This window comes from Streptomyces sp. NPDC046977 (assembly GCF_040644455.1).
Taxonomy (GTDB): Bacteria; Actinomycetota; Actinomycetes; order Streptomycetales; family Streptomycetaceae; genus Actinacidiphila.
Window position 1 is genome coordinate 18,240 of record NZ_JBEYWO010000051.1, and the last position, 23,236, is coordinate 41,475.

Here is a 23,236-nt window from a genome sequence, read left to right on the forward strand (position 1 = left end):
GGTCACTTCGATCCGGATCTGTGCAATCAGTCAAACGGCTTCCACGATGGGCGAGTTGCGGAGTGCCTTATCCGTGGAATGGCCATCAGTACTGATGGGTTGTTATCGCGCTGGTGGGCTGGAGGTGGGTGTGCGATATTTTTGGCTCGAGTGATGTATTGGGCATGTGAAGATTCCCCGGTTCGGTTGTGAACTTTTCGGCCATTCAAGGGGTTCTTCGTGGGTCGCAGGTGGGGGGGTGTCCGGCATCGTGTGCCGGCTGCCCGTTCCGGGATGGCTTCGTCGCGCTGGTTGCGACGGGTTTCAGGTGTGATGGTGATGGCCTTGGCTGTCGGTTCCGCCACGGTGGTGGGGGAGCCTGGTCTGGCGGTCGCTGTGACCGCGGCGAAGGCATCTGCGGCGGCTCCCGAGGCTGCGGTGTTCGGTCCCGCGCAGGCGCAGGATGAGGCGTCGGCGCGGTTGATGGCGCGGTTGCAGAATCGGCAGATCGAGGTCCTGGGCGCCCGTACGGATGCGTCGCAGACGTTCGTGGGTCCGGACGGTCTGCTGACGTTGTCGGCGTTCGCCGAACCGCGGTGGGTCAAGCGCGGCGGTGCCTGGGTCGACCTGGACGCGACTCTGCAGGCGGGTCCGGGCGGGACGGTGGTGCCGGCAGCGTCGGAGTCGCCGCTGGTGCTGTCGGGCGGCGGTAGCGGAGCGCTGGTGTCGATGACGGTCGACGGGAAGAAGACGTTGCTGACGTGGCCGTCGGCCCTGCCGAAGCCCATGCTGTCGGGTACCACGGCCACCTACCGGGACGTCCTGGACGGCGTGGACCTTCAGGTCACCGCCACTGTCGCGGGCGGAGCGGAGGAGACGCTGGTCGTCAAGACTGCTGAAGCGGCCGCCGACCCGGCACTCGCGGACTTGGTGCAGACCGTCGCCACCGCCACCGAGACGACCGTGACGACCGACACGGGCGGGAACCTCACGGTCAAGGACACCGGCGGCCACGCTCTGGTGACCTCACCGGCCCCAGTGATGTGGGACTCCGCCACGACCGCCGAAGCCATCGCGCCGAAGGCCGGCCCTACCGCGACCACCTTCAAGGAGGCGGGTACCGCCGACACCCAGGCCAAGAAGCAGGCCGCGGGAACGCGTTCCGGCCCCCGGGGCCCCGGCAGCCACGCGCACCAGGCCCCGGTGAAGGCCCGGCTGGAAAGCCACAAGCTGCACCTGACGGTGGACCGTGCGCTGCTGACGGCGAAGAACACCGTCTTCCCGGTGTATGTGGATCCGGCGTATGTGCCGCATCCTGCGTCGGGTTCGACGCTGCACTTCGATGAGGTCCAGCAGGCCTACCCGACGACATCGAACTGGGACTCCGCCCCGAGCAACGGGCTGGCACTCGGCTACCAGGGTTTCTCCTCCCCGACCGGGATCGAGCGCACCTATTACACCCTGAGCGTGCCCTCGACGATCTTCGGGACGAAGATCCTTTCCGCGACCCTGAACACCAAGGTCACCTACGCCGCGTCCTCGGTGTCCAACTCCACGACGGTCAACGCCTTCTCCACAAGCGGGATCGGCACCGCGACCACGTGGAACAACCAGCCCGACAAGCAGACCGGCGGGACGAACCCGAACTATCCCAGCCCGAACGCGTCGGCGACGTTCACCACCACCAGCCAGAGCCCGAACCAGAGCGTGAAGTTCGACGTCACCTCCGGGATGCAGTACCTGGCCGGGATCAGCCACAGCCCCTGGACGCTGGGCCTGTTCAACGCCACCGAGACGGACTCCAACGACTTCGTCCGCTTCGCGCCCAACCCGACGTTCTCCATCACCTACGACCACGCGCCGACTACACCCAGCGCCCTCGCAGTCTCGCAGGGAGCCACGGCCGGATACACCGCTTCGCACACCCCGACGTTCTCCGCGACGTCCACGGACGCGGACAGCGACACCGTGCGCCAGGACTTCCAGGTGCTCTCGGGAAGCACCGTGGTGGCCTCCGGTTCCAGCGCGTTCGCTAACTCCGGACTGGCGGGCACCTGGGCGGACACCACCTCGCTCGCCGACGGCTCGTACACCTGGAAGGTCCGGGCCTACGACGGCAGCCAGTACTCCGCCTGGTCTGCGGCGCAGAACCTGAAGGTGGACACCACCGCACCCGCGAACACCGCCGTGTCCTCGAACGACTTCCCGTCGAACACCTGGTCCGGTACGCAGGACGCGGACGGCAACTTCAACGGAAAGTTCACCGTCACCCCACCCAGCAGTGATGTGGCGGCGGTGACCTGGACCCTGGACAGCGGGACGTGGACGTCCACCGCCACCACAGGGGCAGCGTTCACCAAGACCTTGACCTTCCCCGCAGGCCGGCACCAGATCAGCGTCAAGACCGTGGACGCGGCCGGGAACCTCGCCTCAGGCGCCTGGTATGTCTTTTACGCCGGCTCGGGCGCGGCACTGACCTCGCCCGGCGAGGGCGAGCGTCCAGCGCGCCGGGTGGCGCTGATGGCCCAGGGCCAGAGCAGCTATACCGGGGTGACCTACCAGTACCGGGTCGGCGTGACCGACTCCTGGCACGGCATTCCCGCCAACACCGTCACTGTGAACTCCACGGGTGCCAAGCTCACGGCCTGGCCGGTCGCGCTGACCGTGTCCGGTGGTTTGGCTGTTCCGCCCGCGCTGACCTGGAATGTTGCCGACAGCCTTGCCGACGGCCCCGTCGACGTGCGCGCGTACTTCACTGATGGCACCACCCCCGGGGCATCCCCGGCGAACACGATCACCGTGGATCGCAACTCCGGCACAGCCCCAACAGAGCAAGTCGGCCCGGGCTCGGTGAACACCCTCACCGGCGACTTCACCGTCTCGGCAACCGACGTCACAGTATTCGGACAGACCGTGTCGCGCACTGCCTCCTCTCGGCGCCCGACAGCCGGAACTGATACTGCAGGTCAGGTCCCGATCTACGGCCCGCAATGGACTGCGGGCACCGCTGCTGAGCTCACCGACTCCGACTGGGCCAACGTCCACAAGGTGACCGACACCTCGGTGGGGCTGACCGACGTCGAGGGCATGCTAACCGGCTTCACCGCCACGACGTCCGGCGGCTGGAAGCCCGAGCCCGGCTCCGACGACCTCACCTTGACCAGCAAGGACAAGGACGGTCATGCCACCAACGCTCTCGCCGATGTCACGGACTTCACCCTGAAGGACGACCAAGGCGCCACTACCATCTTCGCTCGGGTCAGTGGGACGTACACCTGGCTGGTTTCCACCACGAAGCTGCCGACCGCCAACTCCGACACCACGGTGGTCCCCGAGGGAGTCCCCGCCGGGGGCGGCGTGACGCTGTCCCGTCCCAAGTACCTGATTGCCCCTACCACAGCGGTCAGCGCCGATAAGTGCCAGGGCGCGATCGACGCCGCCACAACCGGGCACAGCGATTCCTTCGCAAACACCGCCACCAACACCGGCTGCCGCGTTCTGCAGTTCGTCTACGCTACGACGACCTCCGCCACCACCAGCGCGTTCGGTGACTACAACGGCCGCTTGTCGCAAATCAAGCTCTGGGCCGTCACACCCGGCAGCAGCACCACCACAGCAAGTGTGATCGCTCAGTACGCCTACGACGACTCCGGCCGACTGCGAGAGGCGTGGGATCCGCGGACCAGCCCCAATCTGCTGAAGACGACTTACGCCTACGACAGCGCGGGCCGCATCACTACCCTCACCCCGCCCGGCGAGCTCCCCTGGACAGTGACCTACAAGGGCGGCTCCGACACTGACCCTGACAGCGGCAGGCTCTGGTCCGCGTCACGGCCGAACCTGGTTCAAGGCAGCAAGAGCACTCTGGACGGCACCACCGCGACTAGCAGCGTCGTCTACAACGTGCCGCTCACAGATGCCAAGGCCCCCAATGCGATGGGCAGCGCAGACGTGAGTGCCTGGGGCCAGACCGATGTTCCGACCGACGCCACAGCGATCTTTCCGGCCGCCATATCCTCGGACGACTACGTTCCGACCTCCCACACCGGGGCGGACCTGGTCAAGGAGAACTACAAGCAGGCAACGGTCACCTACACCGACGCCTCCGGCCGCGAGGTCAACACCGCCACCCCAGGCGGGCACATCACCACCACAGAGTACGACCAGTTCGGCAACACCATCCGCGAGCTGACCGCGGCCAACCGGGAGCTGGCCCTGACCTCGGCGACCACCGGCCGCGCCTACGACGAACTGTCCCTGCTCCGCATCGCTGGCAAAACAACATCCGAGCGTGCTGAGCTTCTGACTACTCGCTCCGAGTATTCCCCCGACGGTCTGCGCGAGACCGACGAATATGGACCGCTCCATGAGGTCATCCTCACCTCGGCACTTCAGGCCGAGCCGGGAGGAACCGACCTGCCGGCAGGGACGTACGTTCCGGCCAGAACACACACGGTGAACACCTACGACGAAGGCCGACCTACCGACGGCACCGCCACAGTGGCCAACCAAGCCACCACGTCCCAGGTCGGCGCCTTTGTTGACGAACTGCACCCCGACGGAGAAGTCCGCGGCACCAAAACGGAATACGACTGGGTCAAGGGCCTGCCCACCAGTACAAGTACCTCTTTCGCGCTCACACTCACCACGAACACGTCTTACGACGCCCAAGGTCGGGTGACCAAGTCGACGCTGCCGAAATCCGATGGCACGGACGCCGGCACCTCGGTCATCACCTACTACTCCGCGACCGGCACGGGTCCCTGCCAGGGCCGTCCCGAATGGGCCGACCTTGTGTGCACCACTGGTTCCGCCGGAGCCATCACTGGTGGCGGCAGCAACCCCGCCCAACTGCCCACCTCGACCACCGAATACGACCGGTGGGGCAACGTGGCCAAGATCACCGAAGCAGTGGGTACCACGACCCGCACCACTACCACCCAGTACGACTCCGCTGGCCGTGGCATCAGAACCTCTGTCTCAGGCGGCCTCGGCACAGCCGTTCCCGACGCCACCACCGCATACGACACGAACAGCGGCGAAGTGGCCAGCGTGACGTCAAACGGGCGAACGGTTACGCACACGTACGACGTCCTGGGCAGGGAGATCTCCTACGCTGACGGCTCGGGTAACACCACTGCTGTCGCCTACGATGGGCTCGGCCGGCCCGTGAAAAGTACGGACTCGGCACCCTCCACAACGACATTCACCTACGACACGTCCGCAGACCCGCGAGGTCTTCCCACATCGCGAACCGATTCAGTCGCAGGAACCTTCGAGGCCACCTACGACGCCGACGGCGAACTCGCAACCGAATCGCTGCCTGGGGGGTACACACTCAGCGTCACGCGAGACGAGACAAGCGCACCTGTCTCGCGGATCTACTCCCGAGACAGCGACCATGCGATCGTTGCCACAGACACAATCAACCGATCAGCTCAGAATCAGGTCGCTCGCGAGGTCAACACCAACGGCCAATCACACAGCCGCAGTTACATCTACGACTCTGTTGGCCGTTTGGCTAGGGCAGATGAGGTCAATCCCGACGGATCCTGCTCTCGAAGAGAGTATTCATTTGACGACAACAGCAACCGCAAGGCGCTGACCACGTCGACCAGTGCCGCAGGGGACGACTGCACCAGCAATGGAGCGACGGTGCTGTCGTACACATACGACAGCGCAGACCGCCTGACTGCCAGCGGCACTGTCTATGATGCTTTCGGACGCACCGTCACTCAGGCAAGCGGCGCCACGATCAATTACTACGCCGATGACATGGTGCGCCAGCGGATCACAGGCGGAAGCCGTAGCACGTGGACCCTCGACGCCGTCGGACGCCTCGCCGCATGGACCACAGAACTGCAGGGCGGCGATGGAGCCTGGACGCAAGTCGGAGCAAAGAAGAACCATTACGGTGGCGACGGTGACAGCCCAGTCTGGGTCGAAGAAGATTCGAACGGCACCATCACGCGCAACGTACATGGGTTGAGCGCCGGGCTCGAGGCCACCACCGGCGCGACCGGGAACACGATCCTTCAACTCACGGACATTCACGGCGACGTGACCGTGCAACTCCCCTTGGACAGCGCCGGCACACCTTCGGCGCTGGCGTACGACGAGTACGGCAACCTTTCCTCAGACAGTGCCAACGCCCGGTACGCCTGGCTCGGAGCAACGCAACGGGCATCCGACGCGGCCGGGGGCCTCATTTCGATGGGTGTTCGGCTCTACGATCCGACCGTCGGCCGTTTCCTGACCCGTGATTCCGAGGCCGACGGCGGAGCGAACGCGTACTCCTACTGCTCCGGTGACCCGGTTAACTGTAGCGACCCGACCGGCTTGTTCGATTACGAAATAACCTACCGGATCGGCTGGTCAAAGGTATCGGCAAGTAGATTCTTCGGATTCGTCAAAGCGAACTTCGGTGCGGTTTTCCCGATAGCTGGACACCCGAATAAGCTGCCGGGAGTCGGCACTAGAATTAATCTTCATGTCGGCCCCGCACCGTTTCCGGTTCGCGTTGCTTCAATGAATTCCCATTACTGGAAGTTCGACACTCTGAAGGGGCACCCGGATTACCCCGGATACATCAGCTTCGACTTCAAGAAGAAGAAAAACGGGGACATGACGTTGACGGTTCACGGGCATTCAAGGTTCTCGATCATGGACTTCATCGTCGGCGGTGCCAACTATGAAAAGGTTGCCACTGAGACCTGGGTGAAATTCGTACGGAAACTGCAAACGCTGAACAATCAGATCAACCACTACTATTAAAGGTTGATGGTTGCGATTTCCCTGACGGCCTCGGAAGAGCTAAGGAAGTGCAGTGGTCGGGCGAGTAGTTTCGTACGCATATATTGCGACTGTAGCCGTCCTGTCGGTTGCTGATGCCCTGTGGACTCCGGGCGATGGCCTCGTAACCACGGCCGCAACGCTCCTCACGGCTCCACTGTCGGTCGTAGTTGTCGTTGCTTTGGAACTGGGGTCAACGTTTCAAACCTCGACCGACAATGGAGTAAGTTCCGGAGGTGGCTATGACGTATCGCCACTGATGGCGGTGATCTGGATATGCTGCGCCCTGGTCCAAGCGCTGCTGGTCAAGTTTGCCATCCGGAAACTGAGAAGTCTCCGTTAGGTGTATTTCGCCTATCGCGGTGAGTGAACCGGGAGCTGTTGGCCGGGGAGAACTCGACCTGCGGATCTGGGTTGAGGAATGTGCGGGGAATCCTATGTGGTTCCCCGCACATTGGGGGCGTCCGGGGCGGTAGGCGTCGTCATCAGGTCGTCGCGGTGGGGCGGGCAAGCGAGCGCGGGGAGGCCAGCAACTCCCCGCGCTTGCGGCATTTTGGGATTTCTCTTGATCTCCCTACGGCCTTTCCGCATGTAAGGAGGGGTTTTATGGCTGGGCTGATTCAGCCATGCATTGCTCCGTCTTGCCAGTGGAGCCCTTCCTCCATGAGATCCTCGGCTTTGCTAGGGAAGAGCTCCACCGGGCCGCTGGTCACCTCTTCGGTGACCCTGGCGACGTCACGGGGCTCGGGAACCGTGGCGGTGTGTTCGGTGACAGAGGCGCAGGCCCGGCAGGCATCCGTCAGGCGCCAGATGCGGCCGCATGCGCTCCGCGCGAGTAGCAGGGTGATCGGTCCGTCGCAGCCGCGGTGGCGAGGGTGCCAGTGGCAGCCGTGCTCGCCACAGCGGCAGGTTCGCAAGTGACCAGGGAGTGGTTCGGAACGGGCGTGCTGGGCCAGGTGGTTCACAACGACTGCCTGTGCGGGTTCGAACCCGGGGTTGGCGGGGAAGCGGCCGCACTGGGGGCAATTCAGGATGATCCCGTTGGGGCCGGGTCGGACCTGGAGTGTCCAGGTGCGGTTCACCGGGTGGGGGAGTGCGCCGTGCCCCATGGAGAACTGTCCTCCTTGCTGTATGACGAGTGGTTCGGCCGGCGTCCGAGGTGGGGAGCGCTGGTGTCCGGACACGGTAGTGCAGACCTCTGCCCTGCCGCTCGGAGCCCGGCCAGGGCAAATAGGGCAGAGGTCTGCACTGACAGGGCAGGGTTCTGCACCGTGCGATAGAGCGGTGACGATCACTCCGCCGCCCGACCCGAACCTCGACGCGCTCCGCCAGGAGCTGTCACGACTGCGGGCCGAGCGCGGCTGGACCTACGACGAGCTCGCCGCCCGAACCGGCCTGTCACGCCGCACGCTCATCGAGATCGAACAAGGCCGCACCATCGGCACCCTGGCCACCTGGCACGCCCTCGCCCACGCCCTCGGCGCCCCGCTTGACCAGCTCTTCGGCACCCTCTGCGCCGGCCACCAGCCCCCCGCATCACCGGCTTCCTGACCTGCGCCGAGCTGCTGACCTCTGGCCTCGGACGGCCGGGGGAGCATCACCCGAACCGGCAACCCGCTGCGCACAATCGCTCGAAAACGGGAACGCCAGTACGTCGCATGGGGCCGACCGGATGACGGGACCGGCCCCGATACCGCTGAAGCGCCGTGTCGGCCGTCATTGTCTGCGGTCATGCACTCGACCAATTTCCCGTTCGCCAACAGCGGCCGCGCAGGGGGCCCCGGATGCGTCGGCTCCAGCCGCGCTTTCCCACCCCCGCCAGCGTCGGTAGAGCTGCAGGCGACGCACGGACCGGCGGTCGGCCCGGACCCGGATCGCACTTCCCCTTCATCCGCGACCGGTCTACGCCTTCGCCCTCACCGCGTTCCCCAGAGTGTGGCTCTTGTTGACGGTCCGACAGTCGTCGCCGAATCGTCGCGAAGGCTTGTGTGAGCAAGACCCTGGTGGGCACGCCCGACCCCGACCCACCTCCACCCGCGCTTCTTCTCTCCGACGAGCGCGCTGAGCAGGTCACCCTGGCTGCTTTGCTTCGACAGCCTGGGCTCGCCCCGTATCTGTTGGTGGCTCTGCATGCCACGGACTACAGCAGCCCTGCGCACCGGGAAGTCTTCCTCGCCGCGACCGCCGTCTTCTACCGCAAGGAACCCTGTACGCCGGCAGCCGTCGCGGCCGAAGTCGCCCGTCGGCAGCAGGCCAGCACTGTGCCCTCCCGGGAGGCAGCAAAGGCCCTGATGGTCGACGGCCTTGCGCGTGCCGCAGTACCGGCAGAGCCCGTGGTGGCGCATTACGCCGCGATCGTCCGGGACCTGGCAGCGCTGCGCCGCCACTTGGCCACTGCCTCCTCCGAGGACTTGCCGCCGGTGCCGATGCGCGGCTTCCTCCTCGACGAAGACGACACCTGACCCATCCATGGGCGAACTCGCGCCCTGCTCAGCTCTACGGAGTACTTTTTGATGCTGCAGCCCACCGACGAACAAGCCATGGCGGCCGACGCTTTCGCCACCGGGGATCATCTGGTGATCCAGGCCGGTGCCGGCACCGGCAAGACCACCACGCTGACCCAGCTCGCTGCTGGCACGCCGCAGCGTGGCGTGTATGTCGCGTTCAACCGGTCTATCGCGCAGGACGCTGCGATGCGCTTCCCGGCGACGGTGCTGTGCAGGACCGCGCACTCCCTGGCCTACGCCGCCATCGGCCACCGGTACCGGGCCCGCTTGAACGGCCCGCGGGTGCCTGGCCGCCAGACCGCCCAGGCGCTCGGGATCACCAAACCGATCAAGGTCGGGAACCGCGTCGTCCTGCCGTCGGCCCTGACGTCGACGGTCCAGCGCACCGTGACCCGGTTCTGTCATTCCGCCGACCGGACAATCGGCTACCAGCATGTGGCGCGGCTGCGCGGTATCGACACCGAGGACCTGCATGCCGAGTTCGCCCGTCGGGTCCTGCCCTACGCCCGCGCGGCGTGGGCGGACCTGCAGCACCCCGACGCCGGGGCGGTGCGTTTCGAGCACGACCACTACCTGAAGATGTGGGCGCTGTCCGACCCGAAACTCAAGGCCGACTTCGTGCTCCTGGACGAGGCCCAGGACACCAATCCGGTCCTGGAGCAGGTGCTGCTCAACCAGCGTGGCCACGCGCAGCTGGTCATGGTCGGGGATTCCGCGCAGGCCATCTACGGCTGGCGCGGCGCGAAGGACGTCATGACCGGCTTCGACGGCACCGCCCTGTCGCTGACCCGGTCGTTCCGCTTCGGCCCGCTGCTGGCTTTGGAGGCCAACCGGTGGCTGGCGATCGCCGGTGCCCCGATCCGCCTGGAGGGCACCGAGACGATCCCCACCGAGATCGACGCAGTCACCAGGCCGGACGCGGTGCTGTGCCGGAGCAACATCGGAGCCATGGCCGAAGTCCTTCGCCTCCTCGGCCTCAGCCGCCGGGTCGCCCTGGCCGGGGGAGGCGACAGCCTGCGCACCCTGGCCTACGCGGCCCGCGACCTGCAGGACGGACGCCGCACCACCCACCCGGAACTGGTGCTGTTCACCTCCTGGGGCGAACTGCAGGACTACGCGGAGCACGACCCCGCCGGCGGTGACCTGCAGCCACTGGTCGACCTCGTCGACCAGCACGGCGCGGATGCCATCCTGGCCGCGGTCAACCGCCTCGTCGACGAAAAGAACGCGCAGGTCACGGTGTCCACCGTGCACAAGGCCAAGGGCCGCGAATGGCCCCAGGTGAAGATCGCCGAAGACTTCCACCCGCCCAAGGACAGCGGCAAACGCGACGAGCACGGCAACCCTGTGCCCGGGCCGATCGACGACGCTGACGCCCGCCTCGCCTACGTCGCCGTCACCCGCGCCCGCCAACGCCTCGACCCCAGCGGCCTGGCCTGGATCAACGACCACCCCGCCGGAAACCCGCAGCGCTCACTCACCCTGGCACCTGTCTCACTGCCGGGCTGAGTCGTCGTCACCGTGGCCTGTGGACACGCGCCCTGGACTGACCGCTAAGAGCTCGTAACAGGATCTTGCCGAAGTGCCCTGGTCGGGCGTGACGGCGGTGATGATTCATCGTTGCGTGGATTGGGCCTTGAGTTCGTAGCGCACGGGACGAGGGCGTGCGCACCCTCCGCGCTGTGCGCGGCCGTCCCGTCCACCAGGGCGTGACGCCGTGGGGATGCCTGCGCCGGTTCGGTCACCCCGCTCGCGGCCTGTGGTAGGTCCCCAGGATCAGGGCTCGCAGGGTACGCAACGCAGGTGACATGTCGTCACTGCGGGACGCGAGGGCGATGGTCCGATGCAGTCCGGGCGGCGCGAGCGTGCGTACGCCGAGCGGCACCGCCGACGACGCGGCCATCATCCGCGGCACCAGTCCCACCCCGAGACCGGCGCTCACCAGGGCGCACACCGTGACGTAGGCGGGTGTCTCGCACACCACCACCGGCCGTACGCCCGCGGCCCGCAGTGTCGCCTCGATCGCGCGCCGGTTCGGATGGTCCGGGGTGCTGCTCACCAGGGGCTGGCCCTCGAGTTCCGCCCATTCCAGCGGATTGGGGGCGGCCGCCAGCACATGGCCGGGGGCCGTGATCAGAACGAGGTCCTCCACCAGTAGAGGTTCCACCGCCACCCCGGTGGGCGGAGCCGGGTCCGGTCCTCCTTCGTAGACGTGGGTCAGCGCGAGATCGGCCTCTCCGGCGGCCACGGCGGCGACGCCGGCCGGGGGCTCGTACTCCGCGACGACGACGTCCACCTGCGGATGCTCCCGGCGAAGGGCGGTGAGCACGGGTGGCAGCAGGTGGATGCCCGCGGTCGTGAACGTGCCGATCCGCAGCCGCCCGCCGGCCGGTCCCGTGAGCTGCGACAGTTCCAGGCGTGCGCGTTCCATCTCGTCCAGGGCCCGACGGGCGTGGCTGACCAGCACTTCACCGGCTGCCGTCAGGCGTGCGCCGCGGTGCGTGCGCACCAGCAGTTCCGCTCCGGCCTCCCGTTCCAGTTTCGCCAGCTGCTGGGAGAGCGCCGGGGCGGTGTAGCCGAGACGGGCGGCGGCGCGTGTGATGGACCCGGCCTCGGCCACGGCCACCAGCGCGGCGAGACGCGTCGAGTCGAACATTAAGCGTTCCTTTGGGCCGGGCGTCAAGATTCCAAATACACCCTAAAGGCCACAAGGCCTCACGATGACATGCATGAACCCACAACTCCTCACCTTCACCGGGGTGGCGGCCGGCATGGTCGTCATGCCCGGCGCGGATTTCACCGTGGTCGTGCGCAACGCCCTGGTCTCCCGCCGTACCGGGATCGCCACGGGTATCGGGATCGCCTGTGGACTGCTGGTGCACACCATGCTCGCCGTAGCGGGCCTCGCCGCGGTCCTGGTGGCGGTCCCCGCGCTTTTCCGGTTGGTGCAGGTACTGGGCGGCGGTTACCTGGTGTACCTGGGCGCGCGGGTCCTCCTCGCGGCGGCGCGCCAGCGCCGGTCCGCGGTGGAGGACGCGGTGCCCCTTCACGAACCCCGCACCGCTCGCGGGGCCCTGCCCGGGCTGCGGCAGGGCTTCCTGACCAACGCGCTCAATCCGAAAGCGCCCGTGTTCTTCCTCAGCCTGCTCCCGCAGTTCGTGCCGCCCGGGCAACCGGCGATGCCGCTGACGCTGGTGCTGAGTCTGATCGTCGTGGCCCTGGCCCTGGTGTGGTTCCCCGCCGTGGCGTTGCTGGTCGACAGGCTTGGCGCATGGCTGCGGAGGCCGATCGTCGCTCGCGTGGTGCAGTCCGTGAGTGGCGCCATGCTGGTCGCGCTCGGAGCGGTGCTGCTGGCGGGGACCCCTGCATGATCACGTGTGCGGGTTCGGGCCCGCGTCGCCCTGCCGGCGCCGGGACCGTGATCATGGCCTCCCGAGGCGGCGATCTCGTCGGTCAGAGCGTCTTCAGGAGTTCGTCGGCCATCATCGCGATTCCGTCGAGCTGCACCATGAGGTGGCCCTTGCCCGGGAGCATGCGCAGCACGGCGTCCGGCAGCTGGTCGGCGAGGCGGCGTCCGTGAGCCGGAGGGACCGTGCGGTCGGCGGCACCGTGCCAGATGAAGCAGGGCATCTGGACGGCGACCGGGTCGAATCCCCACGGCCGGACGAAGGCGAGGTCGTCGTCGACCCATCCGTCGACCCCGTCGCGCAGGCCGTGAGCCCAGCGCTCCGCCATCTCCTCCGCCGGTCCTGCCCCGGCGTCCACGGACATGGCCGCGCGTTCCCGGTCGGACAGCAAGGACGCCAGCAACGCGCGGACCGCGTCGACCGCGTCGGGCCGTCGCATGCCGACGGCGTCCGCCTCCAGCGCGGGACGCACCGCGGCCTCCCCTCGCAGCGCGAGCCCGAACTCCTTGATGTTCTGCTCTCCCATGTCCGACAGGAAGTCGAACCCGGGCGCGTCGTACGGCGCGAGGCTGCACGACGTCGCCACGCCGGCCACCCGGCCGGGAAGCGCGGCAGCCGTGGCCAGTGCGTGCGGACCGCCACCGGAGTGGCCCAGGGTCAGGCAGCGGTCCGCCTCGAGGTGGTCGAGCAGCGCCTCGACGTCGGCGGCGACGTCGAGGACCGCGCGACCGGGCTTGCGCGTGGAATTGCCGTAGCCGGGCCGGGAGAAGGTCACGAGGCGCAGTCCCCTGTCCCAGGCGTCCCGCTGCATGACGCGGCTCTGGGGCACGGCACCGGGTGTGCCGTGGTGGTAGATCAGGGGAACACCGCCGGGGGGACCGGAAACGGCGATGTCGAGCTGCCGGCCGTCCGGCAGGGCGATGAGCGTCATGGGGAGTCGTGCTCCACGGGTCAAGGGAGTACTCGGAATGCGCGGCGACAGCGGCAAGACAGCGAAGTCCCTTTGCCGGTGGGCGGCGTCAGGCGGCCGCGGGCCGGCGGTGGTCGCCGGCTCTGTTCCTTCGGCGGCGCGGCGTCACCGCCCGGATTGGTGCTCAGCCGGCGCGCACGCCCTCGATGAAGCGTCCGGCGATGTCGATGCGCTCTTCGACCGAGGAGAGCGGCCACTGGTCCAGATCCATGAAGAGCTCATGGACGCCAGCCTCTGCGGCGCTGAGGGCGTAGGCCACGTACTGTCCGAACGAGCCGCGCTGGGGCACCTCTTCCGGAGCGGCGTCCGCCTCGGTGATGTGGGCGTTGACGCGCATCACAACCTTCAGCTCGGAGGGGTCGCGGCCGATGGCCTCGGCCTCCTTGAGTACGGGCGTCCAAAGTGAGTGGTAGAAGGGCAGCGGCATACCGCCCGAGAGCCATCCGTCGGCGGCGCGCGCGATCCGGCTCAGGCCGGCCGGGTTGAAGGCTCCCAGCAGCACCGGCGGTCCCGGACGTTGCACGGGCTTCAGGCCGACAACCGTCTCGGGGATCGTGAAGTACCTGCCTTCGTGGGTGAAGAGTCGCTCGGCGGTCCAGTAGCCGCGCAGCACGTTCAGCGTCTCCTCCAGTCGTTCGCCGCGGCGCGCCCAGGGGAGACCGAGGGCCTCGTACTCCTCGCGCATCCAGCCGAGGCCGAGCCCGGCGTCGAGGCGCCCGCCGCTGAGCACGTCCAGGGTCGTCAACTGGCGTGCCAGCATGATCGGTGGCTGCCAGAGCGCGTTGAGCGTGCTCGTGCCCAACCGCACGCGGCTGGTGTTCGCTGCGGCGAAGGACAGGGCCGCTGCCGGGTCCATGCAGTTCTCGAAGACCCGCGGCATCACGCCGTTGTTGCCCGGATAGGGGTCCTTCGGCTGCTCGGGGCTCAGGACGCGGTCGCCGGTCCACAGTGAGTCGTACCCCATCTCCTCGGCCGTGCGGCTCACGTGGGCGATCACGTCGGCTGTGGAGTGCGGACCGAACGTCGGGATGGTCAAACCAAGGCGCATGTCTGTTCCTTGCGGCAGAGCGGTTGAATCACGGGTCGCTCCAAGACCGCACAGCCTTTGAGGGAGCGTCGTCCATCCGCCCTGAGCTTGTGGCAACGCACTCCTCAAGGTTGATTGACGTGTCCCCTAAATTACTCCCATGAGGTTGATTGGTCAACCTTTCCGTGGACGGCATCGCCGCCAGGGGGTTCCGGGATTGCAGCGGTATAGGGGTGCTCGCGGCACGGTAGCTCAGGAGAAGTAGTTTCGGATTCAACATTCCATGCTAGGCTCTCGCCGGGCAAACAGTTGATGTGTCATCCAGTGAGAGTGTTCGTGCGGCAGGGAGTCCCGCAACCGCCGCGCCGGATCCCGCCGATCAACGCCCGCGGGTTCGGTGGCTCCTCCCATGGCCGAGGTGTCGTCGCACTGGGGGGAGCTCGGCTTCGAGAGCACACCACGTGCCCGCGGCGACTGTTCGGCCCGGGCTGCTTCGCGTGCGCGTCGCACACAGACATCGATGAGGGAGATTCGGAGTTCCGATGAGCAGTTCGACAGCAACGGTTCCTGGCCGACACGCTGCGCAGCCCCGGCAGGACAACCGGCGATGGTGGGCCCTGTCGGTGATCGCGCTGGCGCAGCTCATGGTGGTGCTCGATGCCACCATCATGAGCATCGCGTTGCCCTCGGCCCAGCGCGACCTCGGGCTGACCGACGGCAGCCGGCAGTGGGTGGTGACCGCCTACACCCTGGCGTTCGGCGGGCTGCTCCTCGTCGGCGGCCGCGTCGCCGACCGGGTCGGCCGCAAGAGGGCCTTCGTCGTCGGTCTGGTCGGGTTCGGCGCGGCCTCCGCGGTCGGCGGTGCCGCCACCGGGCCCGCGATGCTGTTCGCGGCCCGTGCGGGGCAGGGGTGCTTCGCCGCCCTTCTTGCTCCGTCCGCGCTCTCCCTGCTCGCCACGACCTTCACGGACGGCAAGGAACGCGCCAAGGCGTTCGGCGTCTTCGGGGCCCTGGCCGCGGCCGGCGGCGGGATCGGCCTGCTCCTCGGCGGCATCCTGACCCAGTACCTCGACTGGCGCTGGTGCCTGTACGTCAATGTGGCCATCGCCGCTGTGGGCGTGGCGGGCGCGGCGTTCTTCCTCGACCACCGTGCCGGTCATCGCGCGGCGGGGTTCGACGGGCCCGGAATCGTCCTGGGCAGCGGTGGCCTCGTCACCGTGGTGTACGCGGTGAGCCGGGCCGAGTCCGACGGCTGGGGGTCCGGCACGGTCCTCGCTCTGCTCGCCGGCGGCGTCGCGCTCCTTGCGGCATTCACCTGGTGGCAGGCCCGCGCCGCAAGTCCCCTGCTCCCCTTGCGGATCATCGCCTCCCGCGCGCACGGCGGCCCCGTGCTGACCCTGTGCCTGGCAATGGTCGGTCTCTTCGGGGCGTTCTTCTTCCTCACCTACTACCTGCAGAACGTCCTCGGCTACTCCGCCCTCAAGAGCGGATTCGCGTTCCTGCCGATGTCCGCGACGATCCTCCTGACCTCCACGCAGCTCTCCGCGCGGCTGCTGTCCCGCGTCGCACCGCGACTGATGATCGCCCCGGGACTGGCCATCGCCGCGATCGGGATGCTCACCTTCACCGCGTTGAGCACCCACTCCGCGTACGCCACCCACGTCCTGCCCGGCGCCGTGCTCCTGGGCTTCGGCATGGGCCTGGTCTTCATGCCCGTCATGGCCACCGCCACGGCGGGTGTCGCGCCCCAGGACGCCGGTGTCACCTCCGCCGCCGTGAGCACGGCGCAGCAGGTGGGCGGCTCCCTGGGCACCGCGCTGCTCAACACCGTCGCCACCAGCTCGACCAGCCACTGGATCTCCTCGCGCCTCGCCGGGGACGGGACCCTGACGACGGCCGCGCAACGCCGTGCGATGGCCGGCGCCGGCGTCGTCCACGGTTTCGTCACCGCCTTCTGGTGGGCGGCGGCCATCATGTTCGCCGGCGCGCTCGTCGCCGCCGTCGTGATCAACGTTCCCTCGCCGCGTCACCGCGCGACCACGTGAACAACCCTTCCCCGCCCCAACTGCCCCCGCATTCGCGGCAGGCACAGTGCGCCCGGTCGGCCCTGGCAACTGCCGACGCGTCGCAGGTCTGCTCATGATCCAAGAAAGTGCCCCCGCGGAGATCCCCATGAAACGTCCCGGTTCCCCTACGGCCATGGTCGCCGTTCTCGCCACCGCCGGTCTGCTGGCGTCGTTGCTGCAGACACTGGTCGTTCCCCTCATCCCGGACTTCCCCCGGCTGTTGGGCACCACGCCCACGGGTGCCTCATGGGTGGTGACCATCACGCTCATCACCGGTGCGGTCGTCACCCCGGTGAGCGGCCGGATCGGCGATCTCTTCGGCAAGCGGCGCGCGCTTCTGCTGACACTCGCGGTGGTGGCCACCGGTTCGGTGGTCTCCGCGCTCGCCGATTCGCTGTGGCCGATGGTGATCGGCCGAGGTCTGCAGGGTTGCGTGATCGGGGTGATCCCCCTGGCCCTGGGCGTCTTCCGCGACGAACTGCCGTCGGCCCGGATCGGCGGAGCCATAGCCTTCCTGAGCGCGATCCTCGGCCTGGGCGCCGTAGCGGGGATTCCGCTGGCGGGTCTGGTCGCCGAACACTTCGCGTGGCACGTGCTGTTCTGGGCATCGGCCGGGCTGGGCGTGCTCTGCGCCCTCCTCGTCGCGCTGCTGGTGCCCGAGTCGCAGCGGCTGTCCACGGGGCGATTCGACGTCGTCGGTACCGTCGGACTGACCGCGGGGCTGATCGGTCTGCTGCTGCCGGTCGTCAACGCGGGGGAGTGGGGCTGGGGCAGCACCCGTACTCTCGGACTCGGCGCCGCGGCCCTGCTGGTCCTTCTCGCCTGGGGCGCGCACCAGTTGCGCACCCGCTTCCCGATCGTGGACCTGCGGCTCGCCGCACAGCGGCCGGTTCTGACGACCAACCTGGCCACTGTGGCGATCGGGTTCGCGATCTACACCATGCTCTTCGTGTTTCCGCAGGTCCTGCAAGCGCCGACCGCCACCGGGTACGGATTCGGGCTGAGCCTGGTGCGTGCCGGTGCCGCCGTCCTTCCCAACGGCCTGGCCGCGCTCCTCCTGACCCCGGTCGCCACCCGCCTGGTCGAGCGGTACGGGGCACGGCTCGCCATGATGGCGGGCTCGGCGGTCATGGCCGCCAGCTATGTCCTCGTCGCGCTGCGGATGGGCAGTGTCACCGACTTCGTCATCGCGGCGACCCTGGTCGGAGCCGGTGCGGGCATCGCCGTCGCGGCCACTTCGGTGCTGATCACCCATGCGGTCCCGGTGACCGGGACGGCGTCCGCCAACGGCGTCAACACCCTGATGCGCTCGGTCGGCGGCGCGGCTGCCAGCACGGTCCTCGTGCTGGTCCTGACCCACTCGACCGTCGTGGTCGGCGCGACGGCGTTTCCCTCACGAGCGGCCTTCCGCACCTCGTTCGTCGTGGCGGCCGGGGCGGCACTCGTCGGCCTGGTCCTCACCGCGTTCGTACCGGGGCGCGGGTCGGCGTCCGCCGAGGGGGAAGTCCTTTCCGGGACCCGGCACGCGCGGCACATCATGCGGAGGATGCCCGCACGGGCATCCGACCGTGACCACGCTATGACACAAGGTGACGTATCAACTTTTTATCTAGAATGGCGTTCATGACAGGGACACCGCCGTGGCTCAGCGCAACGGAACAGCAGGCGTGGCGCAGTTTTCTCCGGATGCGGGACAGGCTCACCGGTCGGCTGACGCGCGAGCTGCTGACGGATTCGGGGCTGTCCGCGGCGGATTACGGGGTGCTCGTGCAACTGACCGACATGCCCGACGGCCGGCAGCCGGTGCTGGAACTGGCGAAGGCACTGGAGTGGGAGAAGAGCCGGACGTCCCACCATGTCGACCGGATGGCCAAACGCGGCCTGGTGGCCCGGGAGGAGTCCGCGGAGGACCGGCGTGTGTCCTTCGTCCTCGTCACGCAGGCCGGTCGTGACGCCATCGCCGCGGCCGCGCCCCGCCATGTCGCGGCCGTTCGCCGACTGGTCGTCGACGCGTTGACGCCGGCGGAACTCGCGATGCTGGGCCAGATCTCCGACCGTATTCTCGAACGCCTGGAGTGAGCCCGCTCCCCCTGGGATCGGACCGGCGCACCGCGCCCCGAGCGGGGGTTGGGGGCCGCCCGGAGCGGCGCTGACGGAGCGGAACCCGGCCGTCGGGCCGCCGGGCCGTCACCCGCCACTGCCTCAACGCCCCGGTTCCACGGACGGCTCCGTAGCCCTGGTCACGATCCGACCGGCCGACGGCCGGGAGTGAAGGCCGGCCACTCCCGGACCGCGCGGGCCACCCACGGGTCCAGGTCGTCCAGCAGCTTCTCCGCCTGGTCGAAGCCGAGGGCGGGTCCGCGCAGGGCGCCCGCGATGCGCCGCAGAGCTGTGACACCAGCCGTCTCCCACAGGCGCTTGGCCAGGACCTGAAGCCCGAACTCGAACCAGACGTAGTTCGAGCCGTCGCCCCGGAGAGAGTCGCGCATGTCGGGCAAGTCGCGTACGGGCCAGTGTCCGTCGGGGGAGGCCCAGGTGACCTCGAACGCCGTCTCCAGGCGTTCCGCCTGGTCGGGTTCCACCTCGTGGACGTATCCGTGCAGACCCAGGTTCGCCGCCAGCTCGCTCATCCACAAGGAGACCGCCCCGTCGTCCCCCCAGGACGTCGATCCCATGTGTGACAGGTGTGTCAGTTCGTGGGAGACCAGCAGGTCGGCGAAGGAGCCGAGGTCGACTTCGTTCCCGTACGCCCGGCGCAGGCGGTCGAGGCCCGCGGAGTCGATGTGCGGTGTGATCGTGTCGACGACAGTGGTCCAGAACGGGGCGGGCCGCTGGCCGACGACGATCCTGTCGAGTTCGACGTGCGGCATCCCGTACACGGGAAAGGCGGCCACCTGCTCCCAGTTCTCGGGGCCGACGACGAACAGCGGCGGAGTCGCGGGGAGGGCGACGGCGTTCTCGAGCCAGGCCACCGTGCGGGCCGCGCGCTCCGCGACGGCGCGCCCGCGGGCGGCACCGCCGGGGCTCACGAAGACCGGGAAGGGAAAGCCGTCGAGCGGCTCCAGCCCGCGCACGTCGTACGCGGAGCCGGCCGGGGCGGTCATGTCCGGGCCTTCGGACTCTGGGGCATCGGACTCAGGTGCATCGGTGGGGGAGGGCATGGGTGTTCCTTCCTGGGAACGGAGTCGCGGCCTGCGGAGGAGACCGGGGGAATGCGGCCCCGGGTGTCGTCGGCGGACCGTCCGGCGGGGGCCGCCGCCTGCTCGAACGGGGCGTGATCGCCGCCTCAATGTGCTGCTCCCGGTTGACTCGTCAACTGTGCGATCCACGTCGTTCCGGCCGCAGCGGTCCGGTCCCGTGGAGGTACGGCGGGACGACAGCGGGGCCCTCCACCGCCCGGCCCGCTGTGGAGGCCGGGCTGCCCGGAAGGCCCCGCTGCCATCAGGTGCGACTGCGCGCCGACCGTCAGCGCGTGACGCGCGGCGGCGTGGCGGTGCCGTGAATCCGCTTGGCGTGCTTGGCGAAGAGGCGCGGCGCCAGGAGGGGCATGAGCAAACGGGCCGGAAGCGGGGCCTCGGCGAGAATCGCCTTGATCACCTCGCGGTCTCCCTCGTACATGGCCATGCCGAAGATCACCGGGAGGTCCTTCTTCGGTGCCTCGGCCAGTCCGTGCTCACCCATCTTGTTCCACTCGGCGGCGGTGACGTGCTTCTCGGCGAGGGGGAGGATCCGCTCCTCCTCCATGGCCATGTGCTCCAGCAGGGCGGTCAGCAGCCGTTCGAGGGCATCGGCGAACTCACGCCCGCCGCGAGCGGAGCTCCGCCACGCGGGCAGCAGACGCGCCAGTTCGGTGTTGGCCGCCTCGATGGAGTGGTGCTGCTCCTCCATGACCGGCACGATGGCGCCGGCCTCGTCCCCGCCCCGCTCCTGGAGCAGCGGCCACAGGATCAGGTCCTCGCCCTCGTGGTGGAGGTGCAGGAGGCCGCTGAGGAGCGCGATATGGGCGCCGAGGACCTCCGAACGCTTGGTGTCGCCGGGCGCGACGGCCCTGACGAGCTGCGGGAGCTGGCCGAACTCACGACGGAACATGGTGTGCAGCAGGTACATGTCCCGCACGTCGGCCATGGGTTCGTTGATGGTCTGGCTCATTGGATCCTCCGTTGCTGGTGGCGGACGTCTGTCGTGGGTTGCGCCGGACGGGCGCCCGTCCGGGGTTCGGGTGGTTAGGAGGCGATGCCGGTCGGCGGCACGGGCCGGCTCTCCTCGACGGTGGAGTACGCGTATGCGGTTTCGGCGTGGACGACCTGGTCGAGGCCGGCGATTTCGTGGTGGCGTGCGACGCGGAAGCCGACGGTGACGTCGATGGCCCTTGCCAGCAGCCAGGACATCGCCAGGGAGTAGGCGGCGACGGCGAAGGCACCGATGGCCTGCTTGCCCAGTTGTCCCGGGCCCGCGCCGGCCACGAGTCCGTCTGTGGTGTCGAAGACGCCGATCAGGAGCGTGCCGGCGACGCCGCCGACGGCGTGCACCCCGACCACGTCGACGAAGTCGCCCCTGATCGCCTTCGCGACGACCCCGCCACCCTTTTTGCACAGCGCGATGAAACGGTCGAGATCGATCCTGGGCTGTCCCTCGATGTCCACGCCCCGCCGCAACGCCGCCCACACCTCGGCGACCCGCGGATCGCTGGCGTTGTGGAGCCGGGAGCCGGCTTTCCTGGTGGCGGGCATGGCAGGACTTCCCTTCCTCGAAACGGTGAATTTTTCCTGGGAGGCTCGCCTGCGGACGGCGCTTCCCCCTGGCGCGCTTTCACGCAGGCTCGAGTGGGGGCGACGGGGCGATGCCAGCGCACGACAACGATGTTGTGGCTCGGTGGTGCGCGCCGCGCAGAGCAGTGCACGTCAGCGCGGCGCGGCCAAGCTGGACGGTCGGCTGTTTGGTTCACCGGCGTAGTTCGGGTCGGGGCCGAGCGGCCGCGCCTACCGCTTGCCTCGATGGCAAGTGGTTGACGTGTCTCCTAATGTAGATGCGTGTGCTTGATAGTTCAACTTTCACTCGCTGTGGCCCGTCAAGCGCCCACCGTGGCTACGGCCCGGCCGGGTGCCGGTGCGGTCCCGGCCGGTCCATGGCGGGTCGAAGGTGACGAGTGCTGCGGGCATGCCGGGCGCGCGCCCGGCCGCAGCAGATCCATCGCGGTGATCATCCGCGAGTAGCCCGACACCACAAGGCTCGACGTGGGGTACGCGCAGATGTCAGAGACAGGTAGTCGAGTTGGATTGGCGAACTCCTGCTGAGGTAATCAGATTTGGCATATTCTCTAACCACTGTATGAGGGGCAGGGTGATGGCAGGTTCATCGGAAAGCGATGGAAGATCAGCGGTACAGGGGCCCCAGAGCGCGGCGGCCGCGCCCATCCAAACGGCCATCAGCACTGAACCAGCGACTGATAGTGCATCAGCCACTGCGGTGCCCTGGTGGAGACGGCCCGCGGTCACAGCTCTGGTCGGTTCGGTTGTGGGTGCGGTGTTGGCAGGGTGGCTCACTCAGGGCGGGGTGTCAGTGGCCCAGTCCTGGTTCGGTTCTGATCCCAGATCCGTTCCCTACGTCAATGCCATCACCGCTTACCAGTCGACGTGCCAGAATTGGACCGGCCGGGATGCCAAGAGCGCTGTGTCGTCGGTCATCACGCAGGTGAAGGCCAAGTACCCGAAGGAGGGGGCGCCCCAGCACGACGCGGCGACTGCTGAGGGACTGCGAGAGCGGGGTTGGAGACCATCGAACGGAGGACACCTGACAGTCACCGTTCAGGGGCCCAGTGAGGATGTGATGATTCTGACTGGCCTGGAGGTCGAGATCATCAACAAACGTGAGGTGGCGGCAGACGAGTTGCTGTTCGTCGGTGCCGGATGCGGAGCCGAAATACCGGAACGGTATTTCGCCATCGATCTCGACGGAGCCGGCGCCCGACCCCACCACATGCAGTACGACGCTGACACCGGCGAATTCTCCCCGGATCCGAACCCGGGCTTCCCCTACACCGTCTCCCGCGGCGAAGCCGAGGTGCTCGACATCACCACCAGTTGTGCTGGTGCCTGTGAATGGAAGGCTCGCCTCTCATGGATCTTCAAGGGGGAAACCGGCAGCGCCGAGATCACCGACCAGGGATCGCCATTCCTCACACTGCAGGCCGAGGAAGCCAGCCGGCGGCTGAACACGTGGTACATGAACACCGAATAGCGTCCTTGCGTCACACTGGCACGGCCATCGAGGCGTTTCGCTCTAGCCGCCCCGAGCGACGTCTGCGGAGCGGTGGCCGGATCATATTGCGTGGGCTCGGCAGCTCCGCGATGTGTTCTACTTAGGATTAATTCGTGATGTCGCCGGGGCTTGTGGCTAAGGGTTGTCCCGCTATTCGCTCGCGGACGGCGGCGGACGGGCGGCTGACTGGCCATGCCGGGGCGCCACGTATCCGCTTGGGCCCGCCCGCG

General features: G+C 68.0%; 15 protein-coding genes. 9 read left to right on the forward strand and 6 right to left on the reverse strand.

All coding sequences use genetic code 11. The features are described from left to right. Positions 1-273 precede the first annotated feature (273 nt). The 4 genes from ABZ883_RS40315 to ABZ883_RS40330 all read left to right on the forward strand — a co-directional run bounded on the left by ABZ883_RS40315 (position 274) and on the right by ABZ883_RS40330 (position 10,787). Complete coding sequence (locus ABZ883_RS40315) at positions 274-6,753, forward strand: RHS repeat-associated core domain-containing protein (protein WP_360916314.1); 6,480 nt, start codon at positions 274-276, stop codon at positions 6,751-6,753. 1,302 nt (positions 6,754-8,055) lie between these two features. Beyond that, a complete protein-coding gene (locus ABZ883_RS40320) occupies positions 8,056-8,322 on the forward strand; it encodes a helix-turn-helix transcriptional regulator (protein ID WP_360916317.1) in 267 nt (88 codons plus the stop codon). A 437-nt stretch (positions 8,323-8,759) separates the two neighbouring features. Further along, positions 8,760-9,233, forward strand: coding sequence for a DnaB-like helicase N-terminal domain-containing protein (locus ABZ883_RS40325; RefSeq protein WP_360916320.1), 474 nt, complete (start codon positions 8,760-8,762; stop codon positions 9,231-9,233). Positions 9,234-9,284: 51 nt separating this feature from the next. Then, a complete protein-coding gene (locus ABZ883_RS40330) occupies positions 9,285-10,787 on the forward strand; it encodes a UvrD-helicase domain-containing protein (RefSeq protein ID WP_360916323.1) in 1,503 nt (500 codons plus the stop codon). Between the two features lie 232 nt (positions 10,788-11,019). Here ABZ883_RS40330 and ABZ883_RS40335 read toward each other — a convergent pair whose 3' ends face one another. Next, the gene (locus ABZ883_RS40335; RefSeq protein ID WP_360916326.1) at positions 11,020-11,934 is read right to left on the reverse strand and encodes a LysR family transcriptional regulator; all 915 of its coding nucleotides are present in this window, start codon (positions 11,932-11,934) and stop codon (positions 11,020-11,022) included. Between the two features lie 73 nt (positions 11,935-12,007). Between ABZ883_RS40335 and ABZ883_RS40340 the strand changes: the two genes are divergently transcribed. Continuing rightward, a complete protein-coding gene (locus ABZ883_RS40340) occupies positions 12,008-12,649 on the forward strand; it encodes a LysE family translocator (protein ID WP_360916329.1) in 642 nt (213 codons plus the stop codon). A gap of 82 nt (positions 12,650-12,731) precedes the next feature. On the opposite strand, the gene ABZ883_RS40345 is transcribed toward ABZ883_RS40340, so the two are convergent. Together ABZ883_RS40345 and ABZ883_RS40350 are read right to left on the reverse strand one after the other, a co-directional pair. Continuing rightward, a complete protein-coding gene (locus ABZ883_RS40345; protein ID WP_360916332.1) occupies positions 12,732-13,616 on the reverse strand; it encodes an alpha/beta hydrolase in 885 nt (294 codons plus the stop codon). A 163-nt stretch (positions 13,617-13,779) separates the two neighbouring features. Beyond that, positions 13,780-14,703, reverse strand: a complete 924-nt coding sequence (locus tag ABZ883_RS40350) for a TIGR03619 family F420-dependent LLM class oxidoreductase (protein ID WP_360916335.1) — start codon at positions 14,701-14,703, stop codon at positions 13,780-13,782. Positions 14,704-15,224: 521 nt separating this feature from the next. Between ABZ883_RS40350 and ABZ883_RS40355 the strand changes: the two genes are divergently transcribed. The 3 genes from ABZ883_RS40355 to ABZ883_RS40365 all read left to right on the forward strand — a co-directional run bounded on the left by ABZ883_RS40355 (position 15,225) and on the right by ABZ883_RS40365 (position 18,827). Beyond that, on the forward strand, positions 15,225-16,727 hold the full coding sequence (locus tag ABZ883_RS40355; protein ID WP_360916338.1) for an MFS transporter: 1,503 nt from the start codon (positions 15,225-15,227) through the stop codon (positions 16,725-16,727). Between the two features lie 127 nt (positions 16,728-16,854). After that, entirely contained in the window at positions 16,855-18,375 is a 1,521-nt protein-coding gene (locus ABZ883_RS40360) for an MFS transporter (RefSeq protein WP_360916341.1), read from the forward strand. Beyond that, complete coding sequence (locus ABZ883_RS40365; RefSeq protein ID WP_360916344.1) at positions 18,372-18,827, forward strand: MarR family transcriptional regulator; 456 nt, start codon at positions 18,372-18,374, stop codon at positions 18,825-18,827. Before ABZ883_RS40360 ends, ABZ883_RS40365 begins: the two co-directional genes overlap by 4 nt. Positions 18,828-18,988: 161 nt before the next feature. Here ABZ883_RS40365 and ABZ883_RS40370 read toward each other — a convergent pair whose 3' ends face one another. From ABZ883_RS40370 to ABZ883_RS40380, 3 genes are all read right to left on the reverse strand, one after another. Further along, positions 18,989-19,852 (reverse strand): hypothetical protein, encoded by an 864-nt coding sequence (locus tag ABZ883_RS40370; protein WP_360916347.1) that lies wholly within the window; start codon positions 19,850-19,852, stop codon positions 18,989-18,991. Between the two features lie 361 nt (positions 19,853-20,213). Further along, positions 20,214-20,897, reverse strand: a complete 684-nt coding sequence (locus ABZ883_RS40375) for a hemerythrin domain-containing protein (RefSeq protein ID WP_360916350.1) — start codon at positions 20,895-20,897, stop codon at positions 20,214-20,216. Between the two features lie 74 nt (positions 20,898-20,971). After that, positions 20,972-21,478 (reverse strand): hypothetical protein, encoded by a 507-nt coding sequence (locus tag ABZ883_RS40380; RefSeq protein ID WP_360916353.1) that lies wholly within the window; start codon positions 21,476-21,478, stop codon positions 20,972-20,974. 829 nt (positions 21,479-22,307) lie between these two features. On the opposite strand from ABZ883_RS40380, the gene ABZ883_RS40385 reads away from it, so the two are divergent. Further along, the gene (locus tag ABZ883_RS40385; RefSeq protein WP_360916356.1) at positions 22,308-22,985 is read left to right on the forward strand and encodes a hypothetical protein; all 678 of its coding nucleotides are present in this window, start codon (positions 22,308-22,310) and stop codon (positions 22,983-22,985) included. The last annotated feature ends 251 nt before the right edge of the window (positions 22,986-23,236 follow it).